Origin of the sequence: Nonomuraea sp. NPDC048882 (genome assembly GCF_040649755.1) — a bacterium.
GTDB lineage: Bacteria > Actinomycetota > Actinomycetes > Streptosporangiales > Streptosporangiaceae > Nonomuraea > Nonomuraea maheshkhaliensis.
Genome location: NZ_JBEZGB010000029.1, coordinates 1 through 17418 on the forward strand (window position 1 = coordinate 1; position 17418 = coordinate 17418).

Genomic DNA, 17418 nt, shown 5'->3' on the forward strand with positions numbered 1-17418 from the left:
CGGCCCACCAGTGCCTTATGGGCGAATTCCTGCGACAAGGTCCTCGCCGAGGTTCGCTCCCACAGCGCCTGCTGGGCCACGGTCAACCCGACCCGCCCCGCCGGCGTCCACGAACGGACTACCCGCGAGCGCTGGCAGCAGATCCACGACCTGCTGAACAAGGGCGTCGGCCTCCTGGAATGCGCCCGCCGCCTGAACCTGTCGCGGGGCACCGTCAAGCGCTACGCCCGCACCCACAAGCCCGAGGCTTCACGCCGCGCACCGCGCTACCGGCCCACGCTCGTCGATCCCTACCGCGATCACCTGCGCGACCGACGCGCCACCGACCCAGCCGTGCCCGTTCAGCAGCTGTTCCGTGAGATCAAGGACCTCGGCTACACCGGCAGCCTCAACCTGCTCTACCGCTATATCACCCAAGGCCGAGCCGAAGGAGAACGGCCCGTCACCACCCCGCGCCGCCTGGCACGTCTGCTGCTCACTCACCCCGACCGACTCCGTGATAGCGACACCCGGCTGGTGCAAGAGCTCACCGCCGCCTGTCCCGAGCTGACCGACCTCGCCCACCATGTCCGCGACTTCGCCGCGCTCTTCACCCCGGCTGAAGGCAACGACAACAAGCTCACCACCTGGATCACCACCATCCGCGTCGCCGATCTACCTCACCTGCACGGCTTCGCCAACGGGATCGAGCTTGACCGCGCCGCCGTGAACGCCGCCCTCACCCTTCCCCACCACAATGGCCGCACCGAAGGCGTCAACACCCGCACGAAGAGGATCATGCGCCAGATGCACGGCCGGGCCGGGTTCGACCTTCTGCGCCACCGCATCCTGCTTCAGTGATGATCACTTAATGCCACCACCGACTACGGGCCAGAGCCGTTCACTGGACAGACCCGGTTTCGGCGCGTACCGCCGCGCATCACTGAGGCGGTGGGGATACCAGCTACTTAGACCGCGAGTTTCCTGAACTGTCCTGTCACGATGAGCACGGCGATCGTGGCGGCCATGACGAGCCAGCCCGGCCAACCGGAAAGCGATGCGTGCAAGGCGGTGTCCGCGGCGCTCAGGGGTTTTCCGAGGAGCGCGGGCAGGGCGGAGGCGATCAGGTTCGCCGCGGCGTGCGCGACGACCGCGGGCCAGATGCTGCCGGCGGCCAGGCGCAGCCAGCCCAGCAGAGCGCCGAGCAGCACCGACGCGATGGTGAAGGCGAGCACGGCCAGGCCGCCCGGCAGCCCGGGATAGTGGTAGCCCTGCAAGGTGAACGGGGCGTGGAACACTCCCCAGATCACGCCGCTGGTCAGCAGGGCGCGCCAGAGCCCGAGCGGGAGGAGTTTGGGCAGTAGGTAGCTCCACCCGAACTCCTCGCCGAACGTCAGCACCATCCCGAGCGGGAAGATCAGGATCTGGGGGGCCAGCATGCTCGCCAGGCCCTCAAGCGGCAGCGGATCGTGGAAGGCGAAGCGACCGGCGGACGAGCTGACGCCCAGCGCGGCGAGCGTCAGCGCCGGTGCGAGGAGGAAGCCGATTGCGGTGTAGCCGGTCGTCCGGGGCAGCGACCGCGACGGCAGGACGCCCGTCTCCCTCAGCAGGTCGCGCGGACGGCGCAACTCTCCTGTCGCCGACGCTGTGACGAGCACTCCCAGCGTCGGCGTGTACATCGCGATCATGAGGATGGGCGTGGCCGCGTCCCCTTGGACGTCACCTCCGCCGAACCAGAGGGCGGCTCCGGTGGCCCAGATGGCGCCGAAGGTGATGGTCAGGAACGCCGCGATCCTGAGCCAGGGCACGGCGGGGCGGCGGAGCGTTTGTGTGGTCATGACCACGAACGGTAGGTATCACCCCGGTCCGCAGACGATGGAGCAGGCGGCCCGGTCGGTACTACAGTCCGCTGTAGTGCGCCCACCGGCCGCGCTGCACCAGACTGAACGTCGTGCAGGAAAGATGGCAGAAGACCTGGCGGGCCAGTAGATATCTCTTACTCGGCCTGCCGACCGCGATGGCCACGATGATGGCGCTGCCGCTTCTGGCGGCCACGGCGTTGTCGACCGGGCTCGGCGGCATCGGGCTCGTCCTGTTTCCCCGGGCGATGGCCTTACTGCGGCGCTGGGCCGAGTGGCACCGCCGTCGCGCCGCCGCTCTGCTGGGCAGGCAGGTGTCCCCCCGGCAGATGACGCTGGGCAAGGGGATTCGCGCGCGGTGGCGCCAGGTGCTCGACGACCCGGAGACCAGGCGTGACGTCCGCTGGGTGCTCCGGCACGTCGTGACCGGCGTGCCGGCGGGGTTCGCCGCGCTGGCCTGCGTCGGCTCGGTGCTGTTCACCGCGTTCGCGGCTCCGCTGTGGTGGTTGTTCCCCGCCGACGCGCCGCTGCGACTGCTGGGTGCGTTCCCGGTGACCGGCTGGGGCAGCGCGCTGGGCATGGGGGCCGTTCAGATCGTGGGCTTCGCGGCCCTGGCGTACTGGGCGGTGCCCCGGCTCGCGGCCTTCCACGCGAGCAGGTGCCTGGCGGCGCTCGAGCCCTCGGCGCAGGATCAGCTCACCGAGCGGGTCGGCGAGCTGACCGAGAGCCGCGCGGGAGTGCTCGACGCCCACGGCGCGGAACTCCGCCGCATCGAACGAGACCTGCACGACGGCACGCAGGCCAGGTTGGTCGCCATCGCCATGCGGCTGGGGGTGGCCAGGGAGTCCCTCACCGACGGTTCCGCCGACCTGGCCGACCTGCTGCGCGAAGCCCACGAGGGCACGGAGGAGGCCATGACGGAGCTGCGTGACGTGGTCCGCTCGATCTATCCGCCGATCCTCGCCGACCGAGGACTCCCCGGAGCGCTGGCGGCGCTCACCACACGGTCGGGCGTGCCCGCCGAGATCGACCTCGGCGATCTGGGCCGCCTACCCGCCGCCGTGGAGGCAGCCGCCTACTTCGTCGTGGCCGAGACGCTCACCAACGCCGCCAAGCACAGCGGCGCCACCCAGGTACAGGTACGGATCACCCGCGATCGCGGATGGCTGCTGATCGAGGTAACCGACAACGGCATCGGCGGGGTCGACGAATCCCGTGGCACCGGCGTCACTGGCATCCGGCGCCGGGTCGCCGCACTCGACGGCACCATGATCGTCACCAGCCCGCCAGGTGGCCCGACCGCCGTATCGGTGGAGCTGCCGTGCGAGTCGTGATCGCCGAGGACAACGTGCTGCTCTCCGCGGGTCTCGAACTCCTCCTGGGCACCAAGGGCATCGAGGTCGCCGCCGTCGTCACCGACCATCCCGCCTTGGTCGAGGCCGTGGACCGGCACCGGCCGGACGCACTGATCGTCGACGTCCGGCTCCCGCCGTCCTTCCGTGACGAGGGCATCAGGGCCGCGCTGGAGATTCGGCGCGCGCATCCCGGCCTGCCGGTGCTCGTCCTGTCGCAGTACGTCGAGAAGGTCTACGCACGGGAGCTGCTCTCCGACGGCCGCGGGGGCGTCGGCTACCTCCTCAAGGACCGGGTGAGCCGGGTCAGCGAGTTCGTCGACGGCCTGCGCCGGGTGTCCGAAGGCGGCACTGTCATGGACCCTGAGGTCATCGCCCAACTCCTGGCGAGCGGTGGCACGAGCGCCGTCGACACTCTCACCGGCCGCGAGCGTGAGGTGCTCACCCTGATGGCCCAAGGCCTCGGGAACAGCGACATCGGCAAGCGGCTGTTCATCACCGACAACGCCGTGCACAAGCACATCGGCAACATCTTCACCAAACTCGGCCTGCCACCCGCCGAAGGAGGCCACCGCCGGGTGCTCGCCGTACTCGCCTATCTGGACAGCACCTGAAACCGTCAGCCCACCTGCTCATCGCATTCATCGAAACCGCCCCAATACGCCCTGCTCGCCAAGCTCGACATCTCCGCCCCGAACAAGGTCATCGAGTCCGTCCGCCCTACCCGCCGATCAGCAGCGACACCCCGCCTAGAGACACGCCCACCTGAACGTCTCGCCACGTGCCCCCAGCTCGGACCCGAAAGCTGGGCTTCCAGCCCTCAGAGGGTGTTCCGGCTGCTCGGCGTCGTGCCCGGCGCGGACTTCACCATCGAGGCCGCCGCCACCCTCAGCGGGTCTACCACGGACGAGGCGAAGGACGAGCTCAACCGACTGGCCACCGCACACCTGATCCACCAAAACGCGCCCGGCCGCTACCGGTTCCACGACCTATTGCGCCTGTACGCCGCCGAACGTGCCCACGCGGAGGAGAGCTTGGAGGGCCTGGCGGAGGCCAAGCAGCGGCTGTACGACTGGTATCTGCTGAGCGTTCGAGCCGCCGTCGAACAAAGCCACCCGCACTGGGCCAGGTTGCCGCTAACCCTGAGCCGCAGCGACGTGACAGCGGCATCTTTCGCTGATCTCCCATCGGCGGCGGCGTGGCTGACCAGCGAGCATCGCAACCTTGTCGCCGCAATCCACCAGGCGGTCTCAACTGGTCCGCGTCAAGCGGTGTGGCTGCTCACCGACGCCATGCGCAGCCATTTCTAGACAGGAAGAAACATGGGCGACTGGCTCTCCTGCGCGCAGGCAGCCGTCACCGTCGCCGGAGAGGAAGGCGATGCGACAGCAAGGGCTGCAGCCCTGCTCGTCCTGGCGTCCGCGCATACGCATCGAGGACAGCCCGATGCGATCTCGTTGTACAGCCAAGCCCTCTCGCTCGCCGACCAGGGCGACTGGAAGGAGGGCATGTCGTCCATCCGGAACAACCTCGCCGGCACCTACCTTGCTCCTGGGGCAACTGGATGATGCTGCCCGCTTGTTCAAAGGGGGCGTCAAGCTGGATGAGCAGGATGGCCGACTGGCCTGGCTGGGCGTCAAGCACGCCAACCTCGGTGTGGTTTGTACTCAGCTGGGCCAGTTGAACTCCGCGTATCACCACCTCACCGAGGCCCTTCAGCTTCATGGCGGCCTTGACGGCAACATCGAAATCAACCTCGGAGAGGTCTGCTACCTGCAGGGACGGTTCGACGAAGCGCTTGAATATCTCAATCGGGTGCTGCCTCGACTCGAGCAAACCAGGAACCAGGCTCTCGAACCCTACTGCCTTGTCATCCTCACCGATCTCTACTGCGACCTCGGCCGAAGTGACCAAGCACTGGACCTCGGGGAACGAACGCTGGCGTGCAGCCGCGACATAGAAGACCGCCTCGCCGAATCGTTGGCGCAAAACGCCTTGGGCAGGGTGCACGAGCACACCGGCCACCGTACCCAGGCTATGGAACACCATCACCGAGCGGTGAAAATGGCTGGTGACGATCACTTCTTCGCCAAGGCCGCTGGTTTCGTCGGGTTGGCCAACGCGGCCTGCGGCCTCGGCGAGGCCGAGGCCGCCTCCTTCGCTGAGCAGGCGCGGGCTGGCGCCGGTAGTTCGTCCAGGCCATCTAGGATGGGCAGGATGTGCCCGTGCGCGGCGAGCATGGCGGGGGCGGCGTCGCCGCCGTACTCGAAGGCGCGCAGCGTGGGGTAGATGGTGGCCAGCCGGGCTGCCACCCACTCCTCCAGGCGGTGGGGGCGGGTGGTGTCCCAGCCGGCGATCGACAACATCACCGGGACCGGTTCGTCGCTGCCGCGGGTGGCGAGGAGGGCCAGCAGGAGTTGCAGGGCCAGGGTGGTTTTGCCGGTGCCGGGGCCGCCGGTGATGATCAGGCGGCGGCTGCGCAGGCCCCGAAACCGTGCGGTCAGGGCGCGGATGTCGTCGGCTGTGCCGAACTTCGACACCCGCGTGGCCCATGCCCGCGCACATGCTGGAGAGCTGCCATGTGCCTGACGTGCCTGACGTGCCTGACAGGATCATCTCGCTTTGACCTGCGAGGAGAGGTCAACAACCCCAGATAACCATCGAGCCTGCCCTGGCCCCACGGTCTGCTCAAATGCGCGCAAGTCGTGTTCGATCCCATCGTCTGGGACGACGGCCACGACTCCAGGTGTCGAAGGCCGTGCGAGAGCACGTCAGCGCCGCGCGGTGCCGGTGCTGCTACGGGCGCGTGGGGTAGGGGCGGGCCGACGGTCGCGGCCCACACGGGGTTGATCGCCGGGGATGCCGGCCATGCGGTGGGACGTGCGCGGCGTGGTGGTCGAGGGAAGCGATGTAGGTGAGCATCACCGAGCCTTCGATGGATCGCCAGGTGGTCGAATGCAGGAGCCGGACAACGGCAGCGGCTCGGCGGGCTGTGGGGTCGCCGTCAGTCGTCCCAGCCGCTGGTGTCGAGAATGTTGTCCCAGGTGGCGTAGGGGGCCTCGGAATGCCGCTGGTGCAGGATCTCGCCGGGCAGGGTCATGGGCGGCGCCTTGCGCGGGTCGGCGAGGCCTTGGGTGATGATGGCGTCGGTCAGGGTGCGGGCCCCGCCGTGGCGGGGATAGGCGGCGTGTACGCGTTCGGCGTATCCGGCGGGCAGTTGGTCGGGGCTGCCGGTCAGGTCGATGCCGATGCCGTCCTGGGCGATCATGATCTCCGGCGGGCGGCGGCGGGCGAACACCGGCGACTGGTGGAAGCCGTAGGAGGTGTGCAGGGCGATGCCGTCCCAGACGGTGTCGACGCGGCGGTCGGTGATCCCGTGTTCCCCCAGGAACCGGGCGGCGAAGTCGGCGCCGTCGAGTTCGAACCGCTGGCTGGTGGCGGCGCGTTCGGTCAGTCCCATGTCGTGCAGCACGCAGATGAGGAACATGACCTCGGCGTCGTAGTCGCGGTCCGGGCGGCGACCGGCCTGGGCGGCGGCCGCCCGGGCGAACAGGAAGCTGCGCAGGCTGTGGTTGCGCAGGTACGGCTCCTCTGCGTCCGTCACCAGCCGGTGGGCTGCCCGAGCCACGCGCGTGGTGGGAAAGGAGAGATCAGTGTTCTGATCTCCGGTGCCGGCGGCTGAAGCGGCCGGTGTACCGACCGCCAAACCCGCTACGCCGGCGAGGCCGGCGCCTAGCACAGTGCGGCGGGGCGGGAATGAGCTCATGGGGTCTCCTTAGAGACGGTCACGTCTTTGGTGAACGGGATGGCGTGGGAGGTGCGGAAGCGCCGGCGGTACTCGGTCGGCGTCGTGCCCAGAACCTGCAGAAACGCCCGGCGCATCGTCTCGTCAGACCCAAAGCCGCACGTGCGGGCGATCGAGTCCACGCCCGCCGTACCGCTCTCCAGGAGGGCCTGTGCCGCCTCCACCCGGATCCGTTCGACGTACCGGCCGGGGGTGAGCCCGATCTCGCGGCGGAACAGCCTGGTCAGATGCCGTTCGCTCACTGCGGCGCGGTCCGCCATCGCGGCGAGGGTATGCCCTCCCGCCGGATCGGCCGTGACCGCGTCCAGAAGCCGGCGTAACGCGGGGTGCCGTGGCGTGGCCACGGCTCCGCGAACGCTGAACTGCGACTGGCCGCCCGGGCGTTGCAGGAACACGACCATGTGCTTGGCCACGGCCCGTGCGAGCTCCGGACCGTAATCCTCCTCGACGAGGGCGAGCGCCAGATCGATGCCGGCGGTGACGCCGGCGGAGGTCACCACCGGCCCGTCACGTACGTAGATGGCGTCGGGTTCCACGGTGATCTGCGGGAATAGGGACGCCAGTTCAGCGCAGACGGCCCAGTGCGTTGTGGCGCGCCGCCCATCGAGCAGCCCCGCCTCCGCCAGCAGCAACGCGCCCGTGCACACCGATGCCACCCGGCGCACGCGCCGACTGATGTCGTGCAGCCGGTTCAGGAACGCCTCGCCGGGGCGATCGCCGTCGGGGTGTGCGTAACCCGGTACCAGCAACGTCCCGACCGGCCACTCGACGTCGGCCAACGCCAGGTCGACCCCTAAGGGGGCACCGATGTCCGTGCGCACGGACTGTCCATCGAGCGAGGCGAGCCGTATCCGGTAGCCGCGAGATCCGTGCAGCATCTGCACCGGGCCGGCCACGTCCAGCAGCACCACGCCGTCGTAGACGGCCACAACCACATCTTCCACTCCTTCACCCTCGCTGGTCGTCGGAGATGTCCGCAAGGACCACCAGCCCACAGATCCGGACATGGCGGGTGTTGTTCTACGAACCGGCGGCGGCCGACAAGTCGTCGCCGGCTGCCGGGGTGATCGGTCACCGGCCCGCCCGGGCGGCGGACGCGGGTGCCGAGGAGGAGGTCGGGCGCGGTGTCGAGGTGGTCCGCGCGGGGCCCCTCCTTGGCGCGCGAGCTGCTGGACGCACACACGGGCAAGGGACGGAATTCGGCTGCGATGCGGGCCGACCTGGCGCTGGCCGCTCACCGAGATCGCGACCTTGCGCCAGGGCCCTCCAGGTATGCAGCCTGCGCCGGACGAGGCGTTCACCAAGGGTGGCGCCTTCACCGTCGAAGAGCAGACGGTGCCAGGACCTCAGGACGCTCCGGATATCTCCCTGCTGATCTGCTCACCGACGGTGGCCGCTGGACCTGTTCCAGTGATCTACCACGTACACGGCGGTGGGCTGGTCATGGGCGACAATCGGTCACAGGTCCCGGAGATGCTCGACTTGGCCCAGGGGGTGGACGCGGCCGTGGTGTCGGTGGAGTACCGGCTGGCGCCGGAGACCCCGCACCCCGGTCCGGTCGGGGATTGCTACGCCGGTCTGGTCTGGACTGCCGAACACGCCCAGGAGCAGGGCTTCCATCCCGAGCAGATCATCGTCGCCGGCGGCAGCGCCGGGGGAGGCCTGGCTGCGGCCCGACTGACCCGCAGAACCCACCAGCCCGGCCGACTCCGCAGCACACGCCGGCCAGCGGTACGCGATGAGGCCTTGGCAAGGCCGGGCAGAGCGGATTTTTGCCTTACCCGTCAAGATCCTTTGGACTGCGCGGCGACGACGGGTGAAACCCCGCTCGACGCCTACACCATCAGGGTGCTCGACCGGCAAGACGCGCGCTGTGTGCTCTGCGGAGAACACCTCTTGTCTCACGAACACCTCCCCCGCAAGGACCGGATGGATGGGAGAGATGGTGGCTTCAGGCAGCTCGCGCTGTCGCCCGCTTCCGCCTCTGGGCGCGCCCAGCGCAGCACTGCGGCCACAGCATCGATGGCCACGGGGCAGGGTCGTTCAGGCGCGCGCCTCCGGGCGAACGTTGCCTGACGCGGAACCAAGTCGGTTGGCGAGTTCAGTGCGCGTGTGCTCTTCCATGAACCCCGTACGTACGCTGTCTTCGTCGAGTTTCGTCAGTGCGGCGGTGTCGAATCCGAGCCGAGAGGAGAGCAGCTCGTACTCGTAGCTGAGCGGTGATCCGGTTTGGCGGGGATTGTCGTCGCCGAGTACGACGGGCACGCCCGCGGCGCGTAGCCGCGGTGCCGGGTGCTCGGAGATGCTCGTGATGGCGGCGGTGTAGAGGTTGGAGGTGGGGCAGATCTCCACCGCGGCCCCGAGGTCCTGAAAGCGTGCGAGGACATCGGGGTCGTCAACAATGTGCGCGCCGTGCCCGATCCGGGTCACGCCGAACAGATTGACTGCGTTGATCGCTGCCTGGCCCGGCGCAGCCTCGGCCGCGTGGCATGTCAGTCCCAGTCCTGCAGCTTTGGCGATGGCGAACGCGTCCATGAAGGGTTCGAGATCGGGGAAGCGGGCCTCGTCGCCCGCCAGGTCGAACCCGACGACGCCGCGGCCGGCGTACCGTCCAGCGGCGTGCGCGACCTCGTTGTTCAGCTCGGTGTCGTGGAGTCGCAATGCGGCAACAACGATTCCTGCGGGCATACCGGTGATCTCGGTGCCTTGTTGTACGCCCTCGCTGGCCGCGGCGATGACCTCGTCCAGTCCGAAGCCATGGCGTACGTGCGAGGCGGGCCCGAAGCGCAGCTCTAGGTAATGCTCGCCGTCGGCGTGTGCGTCCTCGACTGCCTCCCGGGCTATCCGCGTGAGGGATTCGCGGCTCGCGAAGAACGGGTAGGACGACGATACTTTCTTCAGGTAGGTGGTGAGGTTGGACGGCGCTTGGAGCTGTAGGGCCTCGCGCCAGTCGATGGTGGGTGCGAGGCCGGACTGCTGGGCGAGTTCGGCTGCGGTCTCGGGGCGGACCCGACCCTCGAGGTGGGTGTGCAGGTTGATCAGCACGAGGTCTCCTAGGCGAGGGTCGCGACGGGGGTGGTCAGGCGCTGGATGAGGTGCGGGCCGAGGGGTTGGTCCGTGGCGAGGACCACCCGGGTGCGGCAGCCCGGGTGGTCGACAGGGCCGTGGCGCTGTTCACGCAGGTCCAGGACTGTCTGTCCGCGGCTGGGGCCGTGGGTCGTGTCGATCTGCGCTGGTATGGCTGGGGCGGTGGTGGCCTGGACCCCGCCGACGGCGATCGCCGCGGCGAGCGGGTCGTGCAGGGCGCAGCCGCGCTGGCGGTAGAAGGAGAGGTAGAAGTCGAAGTAGAAGTCGAGGATTTCGCCGAGGCTTCGGGCCAGGGGATCAGCCGACTGGAGCAGCTGCTGGCGATCCTTCTCAGCCAGGGTGTTCTCCAGCGTTACGTCGAGCGGGACGAGCGTGATGTCCCAGTGCGCGGCGATGACGTGCTGGGCCGCTTCTGGGTCGTTCCAGATGTTGGCCTCGGCGACGGCCGTGACGTTGCCGGGCACGAGCGCGGCGCCGCCCATCGTCGTGACCGAGGCGACCCTGTCGGCGAGGGTGGGGTCTGCTGTGAGGGCCAGGGCGATGTTGGTCAGCGGGCCGACGGTCACGACCTGAAGTTGCCCGGCGTACTCGTGCGACAGGCGGATCAGCAGCTCGGCGGCGGCCTCGTCAACCGGCACGGTTTCGGATGGGGGCAACTGGATGCCGCCGACCCCGTGTGGGCCGTGGATCTGCGGGACACCGCCGTCGAACGCGCGGGTGAGCCAGTCTGCCGCTCCGACGGCGACCGGGATGTCATGGCGGCCGGCGAGGGCGAGCAGGTCCAGTGTGTTCCGGGCGGCCTGGGTGGCACTGGTGTTACCGCAAACGGTTCCGACACCGACGAGCTCGATCTCCGGGGAGGCCAGGAGGTAGGCGAGTGCGAGGGAGTCGTCGATCCCGGTGTCGCAGTCGAGATAGACGGGCCGGCGGGAGGTGGTGCTCATGAGTACTCGATTCATGCGGTAACGGTCGCTGGGGTCAGAGCTTTTGCCCGGGGCGCGGACGGATCAGCAGGCTTGCGCCCAGGGCGAGGCCGGTGATCGCGATCGAGACCCACAGGGCGGTCGTGAAGCCGTCGAGCGTGCCCGCCGCGGTGAACGGGGCGACAATGGCGATGCCGAGGCTGGCGCCGATGCCGAACCCTGCGCCGTTGAGGCCGGGTAGGGCGGCGGGGGCTTCCGACGGCGACAGCAGCACGCCCAGGCCGTTGATAGTGGTCAGGACGAGGCCGTTGTAGGTGATGCCGAGAACCGCGACGCAGGCGATGACCGCTCCCTGGTGGGTCGGGATCACGGCGATGACCACCAGCGCCAGGAGGCTCAGGACCAGCCCGATGCGCAGGATGCGGATCCAGCCCTGCTTGTCGGCCAGCCACCCGGACAAGGGCGCGGCGGCGACGCCGATCAGCGCCGCCGGGGCCAGAAAGAACAGCGCAGACGTTGCGGCGTCCAGCCCGTACCCGACCTCGGCGTTCTGGCCTAGCAGTACCACGGTGAAGTTGATGACAGCGAAGATGCCGCTCAGCGTCAGGATGGTGGAGATGATCACGGGCCACACCTGCCGCGAGCGGAGGTGGCGCACCGCGATCAGCGGCGACGCACGGCGCTTCTCAATCATCCAGAACGAGGTGAACGACACGAGCGTGCCGACGAGGTAGGCGAGCGTGACCGGGGCTAGCCAGCCGGCCGAAGCGCCGTGTGACACGAAGTAGGTCATGCAGATCAAGCTCAGTGACAGCACTGCTGCCCCCCACCAGTCCATCCGCCCGGTGGGGGTGGGTCGCCCGCCCGCGGGAACGACGAGTATTACGGCGAGCAGGGATAGCACTACGAAGATCAGGATCACCACGAAGACCGAGCGGTACCCGAAGTTGTCGGTGAGCAGACCACTGACCCAGCCGTCCAGTCCGCCGGCCCCGCCGTTCACGGCGGTGATGACTCCGAGCGTGGTGCCGAAGACCTTGGCGCTCAGTGACTCGCTCAGGATGACGTACGCGAGCTGGAAGGCCGCGCTCGAGGCGCCCTGCAGCACGCGGCCCGTCAGCAGCAGCGACAAGTTGGGGGCGAGGACGCATACGATCGTGCCGACGGTCGCCACGACGAGCACGACGATCAGGGCGGGGCGACGGCCGATGTAGTCGCTCCAACGGGAGAGCACCACGCCGCCGATGGCTCCGGCCAGGAAGAACAGTGAGGTGACCTGCGAGACGACGGCGACGTCGGTGCGGAGTTCGCGGGCGATGTCCGGCAGGGCGGGGGCAAGCATGCTCGCGTTGAGTTGATAGGACAGCACGCCGAGGATCAGCGTGGCCACCAGGCCGACGGCGCGTCCTCCGGTCAGGACCGGAGTATCTGGTGGGGTTCTGGTAGCGGTGGCGGGTGCGTTCGGCACGCCCATGGTGGCTCCTGCCTGGGGGAAGTCCTCGGAGAGTCCTGATGAGTATGAAGTTATACCTCTCGTGTATGACATATTCAATGGGTGTCGGAGCGTGGTTCAATGTGGCGGAGCGCTCGACGGCGCCGTTCAGCATGTAAAGGAGCTTTGGTGAGCACGAGCACCGCCGACTTCCTCGGACAGCAGCTCATGACTCCAGCAGGGCAGCCGCTGCGCGTGGCGGTCTACTGCCGATTGGCCGACGGGATCCGGTCAGGGGTGTTCCCTCTCGGTGCGATGCTGCCGCGCGAGACCGAGCTTGCCGCCCATATGGGCGTGAGTCGCACACCGGTGCGGGAAGCGCTCATGCTCCTGGAGGAGGACGGGCTCATCCGCACCAAGCGTGGAGTGGGCCGGTTCGTGGCCGACGCGATCCCTCGGTCAGGACTGGAGGTGTTCCAGCCGTTCGACGCCGTGCTGGCCGAGTCCGGCAGGCCCGTCGAACTCAGGACGCACCAGTTCGAGATCCAGCCGACGACTGACTTCATCTCCAACAGGCTCGCACTGGACTCAGCGGCCAACACATGGTTCCGCGAGAGCGTGGCCCACCGTGCCGGTGACCCGATCGCGATCGTCCAGGAGCATCTGCCGGCAGGTAAGTACCTGACGGACATCAGCCCGGCGGTCGCGGCACACCTGGACGCGGCCTCCGGTGAGCCGGCCACCCTGCTCGCGACCCTGATAGGCAAGTGCGGCCCGATCTTCGAGGCCGGTGTCTGCCAGATCGCCGCCAACGTCGCCGGGCCGACGCGTGCCGGCCTGCTACAGATAGGGCAGAACGATCCCGTGCTGGTCCTGACCCAGACCGTCGAGCACCACGGCACCCCGATTTACCTGGCGAAGTGCATCGTCTCCTCGCACGTAGGCAGCCTGTCCGTCATTCAGTCCAGCCCGCTGCCGAGCTGACCGAAGGAGGCCTCACCATGAACGACCTGCCGGACATCGTCGTCGTCGGGAGCATCAACGTCGACGTGACCGCCTTGGCCGACCGCCTGCCGACCCCAGGGGAGACCATCGGCGGCGGAACGCTGTATCGAGACCCTGGAGGCAAGGGCGCGAACCAGGCCGTGGCCGCCAGCCGCCTTGGGGCGCACGTCCGGATGATCGGCGCAGTCGGGAACGACGCTGACGGCGTATGGATGCTCGACAGCCTGCGATCGGCCGGCGTGGACACCACCGGCGTCCGAGTCACCTCAGCGCCGACCGGGACCGCTCTCATCGCCGTCGACCGCGACGGCGAAAATCAGATCGTTGTGTGCCAGGGTGCCAACGCCTCGGTCACTCTGGACGGACTGCAGCTCGCGCAGGACGACACCGTGCTGACTCAGCTCGAGGTCAACCTCGATCTCGTCGTCCAGTTGGTCGCCCGGGCGCCGGGCTTCATCGCCGTGAACGCGGCCCCCGCCCAGCCCCTCCCGCCCGAGCTGGTAGAGCGTGTCGACCTCTTCATCGTGAACGAGACCGAGTACGCACTCATGCCCGAACTGCAGTACGCCAAGCTCGTCGCAGTGACCCACGGCGGTGACGGAGCCGCGCTGATCACCGACGGAGCCGAGACTGCCCGCGTCCCTGCGTTCCGGACCGCGGCGGTCAACACGGTCGGTGCCGGGGACGCGTTCTGTGCCGCCCTCACGATCGCACTGCGCGCCGGAGCCTCACAGGAAGAGGCCCTGCAAATAGGGTGTGCCGTCGGAGCTGCCGCTGTCGCACACCCCGGCAGCCAGCCTCCGTTTGAGCGCATCAACAGCTACGCGTAGACGGAAACCTTGCCTGAACGGGGGCGCGGTCATCCTCGCTCACTGGATGTTGAGCTCCCGCCGCCGGCGTTGGACTTCGTCCATCGACGTGGTTGGCAGGGTCCCTGCCTCGGCTGCTGCGTGGATTCGGTCGCGATCAGATTCCGTGTCGAGCATCGCTCGGCCCCATCAGGCATTGAGCACGCTGTCCAGCTCAGCACCCTGTTGTGCGCCGCCCCTGACCCTGATGGTGGCGCTGATGGAAGGATCGGCGAACTCGTGGGCACTGATCAGTTCCCCTGCCGCGGCCAAGAACTCCTCATGGTCTAACCCTTCGCCCGGTGGGTCCGCCACGTCAGGTAAAGATTCGCACTCCACCAGGTAGTAGCCGCCGAGGTACTCCTTGGCCTGTGACGGTCTCCACGAACGCGCCGTGGCCCCTCATCACCTCGTTGCGCTCCTCCCCGGTCAGCGCATCCCAGATCTACGGGTAGTTATGCATGATCAACAAGAATTTCATGTCATCTACTTCGATGGTCGAGCCGCACCCCTGGGGCGCCGTTCACCATGAAGTCGACACCGGTGCCGCATTCTTGCGGTACCGAACCGCAAGAATCTCCCGACTGTTCCGCCTACCTCCCCGAAGGCCCGCCTGACCTGGGCGTTCCGTCAGAAGCTGCTTGTCAGCTCCCTAAGGAGGACGCATGTCGCAGGTGTTGAGGGTGCAGTGCTTCAACGTGTCGCAGGACGGGTTCGGTACCGGTGAGGGACAGCTTGGATCGGCCCCTCGGCCACGCGGACCCCACCCCGCTTCGGCCCTGGGCGGGCGGCACCGCAAGTTCGGCCCCCCAGCGCGGCCCTGGGAGAACCACGAGTGGCAGGGATGGTGGGGAGACACCCCCCGTTCCACACACCGGTATTCGTGCTCACCCACCACGAACGCCCGTCCTTCACCCTGGCCGACACCACCTTCCATTTCCTCAACGCGACATCAGCCGAGGCGCTGACACGGCAGCGGACAGGTACGCGCAGGTGCGGATGAGGGTGACTGGGCCCAGAGCGGCCAGCGCGTCGCGCAGCGTTGGGTCGGCGCGCATCAGGACGCACGCAGCTGGTTGATGGTCTGAGTACGGGCCTTGACCGCCGAGTCTCTGGCGACGGCGAGCATGCGGATCATCTCAACGGGGCCATCGCCGGTCTTGGCTGTCAAGGGCGGCGGTCTCTTGCGACAGCACCGCTCGAGCGGCGTTTTCGGCGTCGACGGCATTGGTCGGCGGCCGGGGCTTCCCCCGGGGAAGGGCCCGTCATTGGTTTCGTCCTGACCGTTGCCGTTGCCGTCGCCGTCGCCGTCGTTGCCCGGCCCGCTACCCGCTAAAAGGTTCTAACACGATGCGTGATACCGCCTGCTGGGCCTATCCCATCCAGGGGCAGATCGGAGATGGATGTCTCACTTCGTGGAGTCCAGGACGACGCGGAAGCGGGCGTCGCCCGAGAGCATGTGCTGGTACGCCTTGGGCGCCTCGCTCAGCGGGAACACCTCGTTGTGGGAGCGGATGCCGTGGTCGAGGGCGAAGCGCAGGTTGTCCTCGTTCTCGATCGCGGTGCCGGTCAGGCTGCCCCGCATGACGTGCTCGCCGAAGATGAGGTCGCTCGTGGTCACCTGGATCGGGTCGGGAGCAGCGCCGACGACGATCAGTTCGCCACGCCGGCCGAGCCCTTGCACCAGCGGCGACATCGACGCGCCCGAGGCGGCGGTGGCGACGATGACCGCCGCGCCGCCCAGGCGGCGCAGCTCGGCGCCCGGATCGGTGCGCGTGCTGTCGATGTAGTGGTGCGCGCCGACCTGCGCGGCCAGCTCGGCCTTCGCGCCGCCTCTCGCGACGGCGACGACCCGGTGGCCCAGCGCGCGGGCGTACTGGACGCCGAGGTGGCCCAGGCCGCCCAGGCCCTGCACCGCGACCAGCGCACCGGGCCGCGCCGAGGCCGAGATTAACGCGTTGTACACGGTCAGGCCCGCGCACAGCAGGGGCGCGCCGGCGAGAGGATCGAGGCCGGGCGGGATCCGCACCAGGCCGGTCGCCCGCGCGTAGGCCACTTCGGCGTAGCCGCCGTCGACGGCGGTACCCGTCTGCGGCTGGTCGGAGCAGTTGACGAAGTCCCCGCGCCGGCACGATTCGCACGCGTTGTCCTGGCCGCCGAGGAAGCCGACGCCGACGCGGTCGCCGATCCGCCACGACGGGTCCACCCCGTCGCCCGCGGCCTCGATCACGCCGATGATCTCGTGGCCGGGCACGACCGGCGCCGAGGGATCGGGCCGCAGCCCGTCCACGGCGAGGATATCGGTATGGCAGACGCCGCAGGCCTCGACCCGGATGCGCACCTGACCGGGTGACGGCTCGTGCCGTTCGCGCTCGACGAGGGTGAATTGCCGCCGGCCGGTGACGGTGAAGGCCCGGTAGGTGGAGTCCTGGCCAGGGGAGGCGGGAGGGGTGGAGGCGCGGAAGGTGGGGCCGCTCATGCCGGCAGCTCGCTTCCGGCCTGCTCGCGTACCAGGTAGTCGGCGTACCAGTCCGGCCAGCCGGGGTCTTCGGCGCCGGTGCGGGCCTCATGCTCGCCGTGTGCGACCGCGGCGCGGCGCAGCGCTGCGGCAAGGCCCGAGGCTGAGGCGAACGTGGTGACGGACGGGTCTAGCCGTCCGGGGAGCCGGGTGGTGACCTCCTGCAGCACCCAGCCGTTGCCGTCCGGGTCGCTGAACGACAGGAACGAGCCGTAGCTGCGGCGCTGCGGGTCCGGGCCGGGCACCCGGGCGTCGGTGCCGGCCACGGCGCGTTCGGCGGTGGCGCGGTCCGCGACGTCGCCCTGGACGGTCACGACGTCCGGGTCGGCGGAGGGGGCGATCGTGCGCGAGACGGCGACGATGTCGTAGCCGAGCTTGCGGTAGGCGTCGACGACGGCGGCGCCGATGCCCTGCGAGGCACCGGTGACGATGGTGACTTTCTGAGAACTCAAGATGACCTTCCCCAAAGATTTAGTAGACAACCGGTCGTCTATTCGTTGCGAAGGTAGACCACCGGAGAAGGCAAGTCAAAATCCCGCCCCGTCGGCGCCAGGACCGGCTTCCTTCCACGTGGTGTATGTGGGCTCGCACCGCAGGTCAGCAGCGGTGC

The 17418-nt window shown here is 68.7% G+C and carries 17 protein-coding genes and 2 pseudogenes; 10 read left to right on the plus strand and 9 right to left on the minus strand.

The window, feature by feature from the left end; genetic code table 11:
• Window positions 1-840: transposase (locus AB0C27_RS51970; protein WP_357862020.1), on the plus strand; the 840-nt coding region annotated here is incomplete at its 5' end.
• Between the two features lie 107 nt (window positions 841-947).
• Here AB0C27_RS51970 and AB0C27_RS51975 read toward each other — a convergent pair.
• Window positions 948-1817 (minus strand): CPBP family intramembrane glutamic endopeptidase, encoded by an 870-nt coding sequence (locus tag AB0C27_RS51975; RefSeq protein ID WP_357862022.1) that lies wholly within the window; start codon window positions 1815-1817, stop codon window positions 948-950.
• Window positions 1818-1930: 113 nt separating this feature from the next.
• Here AB0C27_RS51975 and AB0C27_RS51980 point away from each other — a divergent pair, with 113 nt between their 5' ends.
• The 5 genes and pseudogenes from AB0C27_RS51980 to AB0C27_RS52000 all read left to right on the plus strand — a co-directional run.
• A complete protein-coding gene (locus AB0C27_RS51980; RefSeq protein WP_357862024.1) occupies window positions 1931-3172 on the plus strand; it encodes a sensor histidine kinase in 1242 nt (413 codons plus the stop codon).
• Window positions 3160-3804: a response regulator transcription factor gene (locus AB0C27_RS51985; protein ID WP_357862026.1), complete on the plus strand. Its 645-nt coding sequence runs from the start codon at window positions 3160-3162 to the stop codon at window positions 3802-3804. Before AB0C27_RS51980 ends, AB0C27_RS51985 begins: the two co-directional genes overlap by 13 nt.
• A gap of 213 nt (window positions 3805-4017) precedes the next feature.
• Window positions 4018-4500 carry a hypothetical protein gene (locus tag AB0C27_RS51990; protein WP_357862028.1) on the plus strand — a complete coding sequence of 161 codons (483 nt, stop codon included), beginning with the start codon at window positions 4018-4020 and terminating at the stop codon, window positions 4498-4500.
• 12 nt (window positions 4501-4512) lie between these two features.
• The gene (locus AB0C27_RS51995) at window positions 4513-4758 is read left to right on the plus strand and encodes a hypothetical protein (protein WP_357862030.1); all 246 of its coding nucleotides are present in this window, start codon (window positions 4513-4515) and stop codon (window positions 4756-4758) included.
• 88 nt (window positions 4759-4846) lie between these two features.
• Window positions 4847-5023, plus strand: a pseudogene (locus AB0C27_RS52000) (tetratricopeptide repeat protein); the annotation flags it as partial.
• A 245-nt stretch (window positions 5024-5268) separates the two neighbouring features.
• Here AB0C27_RS52000 and AB0C27_RS52005 read toward each other — a convergent pair.
• The 3 genes from AB0C27_RS52005 to AB0C27_RS52015 all read right to left on the minus strand — a co-directional run bounded on the left by AB0C27_RS52005 (window position 5269) and on the right by AB0C27_RS52015 (window position 7939).
• Window positions 5269-5730, minus strand: a complete 462-nt coding sequence (locus AB0C27_RS52005) for an NACHT domain-containing protein (RefSeq protein WP_357862032.1) — start codon at window positions 5728-5730, stop codon at window positions 5269-5271.
• A gap of 464 nt (window positions 5731-6194) precedes the next feature.
• Complete coding sequence (locus AB0C27_RS52010) at window positions 6195-6794, minus strand: hypothetical protein (protein WP_357862034.1); 600 nt, start codon at window positions 6792-6794, stop codon at window positions 6195-6197.
• Window positions 6795-6952: 158 nt separating this feature from the next.
• Entirely contained in the window at window positions 6953-7939 is a 987-nt protein-coding gene (locus AB0C27_RS52015) for a DJ-1/PfpI family protein (RefSeq protein ID WP_357862036.1), read from the minus strand.
• 328 nt (window positions 7940-8267) lie between these two features.
• Between AB0C27_RS52015 and AB0C27_RS52020 the strand changes: the two genes are divergently transcribed.
• A complete protein-coding gene (locus AB0C27_RS52020) occupies window positions 8268-9071 on the plus strand; it encodes an alpha/beta hydrolase (protein ID WP_357862038.1) in 804 nt (267 codons plus the stop codon).
• Here AB0C27_RS52020 and add read toward each other — a convergent pair.
• Genes add through AB0C27_RS52035 form a run of 3 tightly spaced genes read right to left on the minus strand, consistent with a single transcriptional unit; the run spans window position 9039 to window position 12479 of the window.
• Window positions 9039-10040 carry an adenosine deaminase gene (add, locus tag AB0C27_RS52025; protein ID WP_357862040.1) on the minus strand — a complete coding sequence of 334 codons (1002 nt, stop codon included), beginning with the start codon at window positions 10038-10040 and terminating at the stop codon, window positions 9039-9041. The two genes, AB0C27_RS52020 and add, sit on opposite strands and share 33 nt — an antisense overlap.
• A gap of 8 nt (window positions 10041-10048) precedes the next feature.
• Complete coding sequence (locus AB0C27_RS52030; protein WP_357862042.1) at window positions 10049-11041, minus strand: nucleoside hydrolase; 993 nt, start codon at window positions 11039-11041, stop codon at window positions 10049-10051.
• 19 nt (window positions 11042-11060) lie between these two features.
• Window positions 11061-12479, minus strand: a complete 1419-nt coding sequence (locus AB0C27_RS52035) for an MFS transporter (protein ID WP_357862043.1) — start codon at window positions 12477-12479, stop codon at window positions 11061-11063.
• A gap of 147 nt (window positions 12480-12626) precedes the next feature.
• Between AB0C27_RS52035 and AB0C27_RS52040 the strand changes: the two genes are divergently transcribed.
• From AB0C27_RS52040 to AB0C27_RS52050, 3 genes and pseudogenes are all read left to right on the plus strand, one after another.
• The gene (locus AB0C27_RS52040) at window positions 12627-13421 is read left to right on the plus strand and encodes a GntR family transcriptional regulator (RefSeq protein WP_357862045.1); all 795 of its coding nucleotides are present in this window, start codon (window positions 12627-12629) and stop codon (window positions 13419-13421) included.
• Between the two features lie 17 nt (window positions 13422-13438).
• Entirely contained in the window at window positions 13439-14272 is an 834-nt protein-coding gene (locus AB0C27_RS52045) for a ribokinase (protein ID WP_357862047.1), read from the plus strand.
• 683 nt (window positions 14273-14955) lie between these two features.
• Window positions 14956-15233 (plus strand): annotated as a pseudogene (locus tag AB0C27_RS52050) (deaminase); the annotation flags it as partial.
• Between the two features lie 465 nt (window positions 15234-15698).
• On the opposite strand, the gene AB0C27_RS52055 reads toward AB0C27_RS52050, so the two are convergent.
• Complete coding sequence (locus AB0C27_RS52055; protein ID WP_357862049.1) at window positions 15699-16769, minus strand: alcohol dehydrogenase catalytic domain-containing protein; 1071 nt, start codon at window positions 16767-16769, stop codon at window positions 15699-15701.
• Window positions 16766-17260 (minus strand): SDR family NAD(P)-dependent oxidoreductase, encoded by a 495-nt coding sequence (locus AB0C27_RS52060; RefSeq protein WP_357862051.1) that lies wholly within the window; start codon window positions 17258-17260, stop codon window positions 16766-16768. The genes AB0C27_RS52055 and AB0C27_RS52060 overlap by 4 nt, the downstream gene beginning before the upstream one ends.
• Between the last annotated feature and the right edge of the window lie 158 nt (window positions 17261-17418).

Bases quoted from the DNA above. Each gene is read 5' to 3' on its own strand.
- AB0C27_RS52045 (WP_357862047.1), top strand. From the start codon at position 13,439: ATGAACGACCTGCCGGACATCGTCGTCGTCGGGAGCATCAACGTCGAC.
- AB0C27_RS51975 (WP_357862022.1), bottom strand. From the start codon at position 1,817: ATGACCACACAAACGCTCCGCCGCCCCGCCGTGCCCTGGCTCAGGATC.
- AB0C27_RS52055 (WP_357862049.1), bottom strand. From the start codon at position 16,769: ATGAGCGGCCCCACCTTCCGCGCCTCCACCCCTCCCGCCTCCCCTGGC.
- AB0C27_RS52030 (WP_357862042.1), bottom strand. From the start codon at position 11,041: ATGAATCGAGTACTCATGAGCACCACCTCCCGCCGGCCCGTCTATCTC.
- AB0C27_RS52020 (WP_357862038.1), top strand. From the start codon at position 8,268: ATGCAGCCTGCGCCGGACGAGGCGTTCACCAAGGGTGGCGCCTTCACC.
- AB0C27_RS52035 (WP_357862043.1), bottom strand. From the start codon at position 12,479: ATGGGCGTGCCGAACGCACCCGCCACCGCTACCAGAACCCCACCAGAT.
- AB0C27_RS51995 (WP_357862030.1), top strand. From the start codon at position 4,513: ATGGGCGACTGGCTCTCCTGCGCGCAGGCAGCCGTCACCGTCGCCGGA.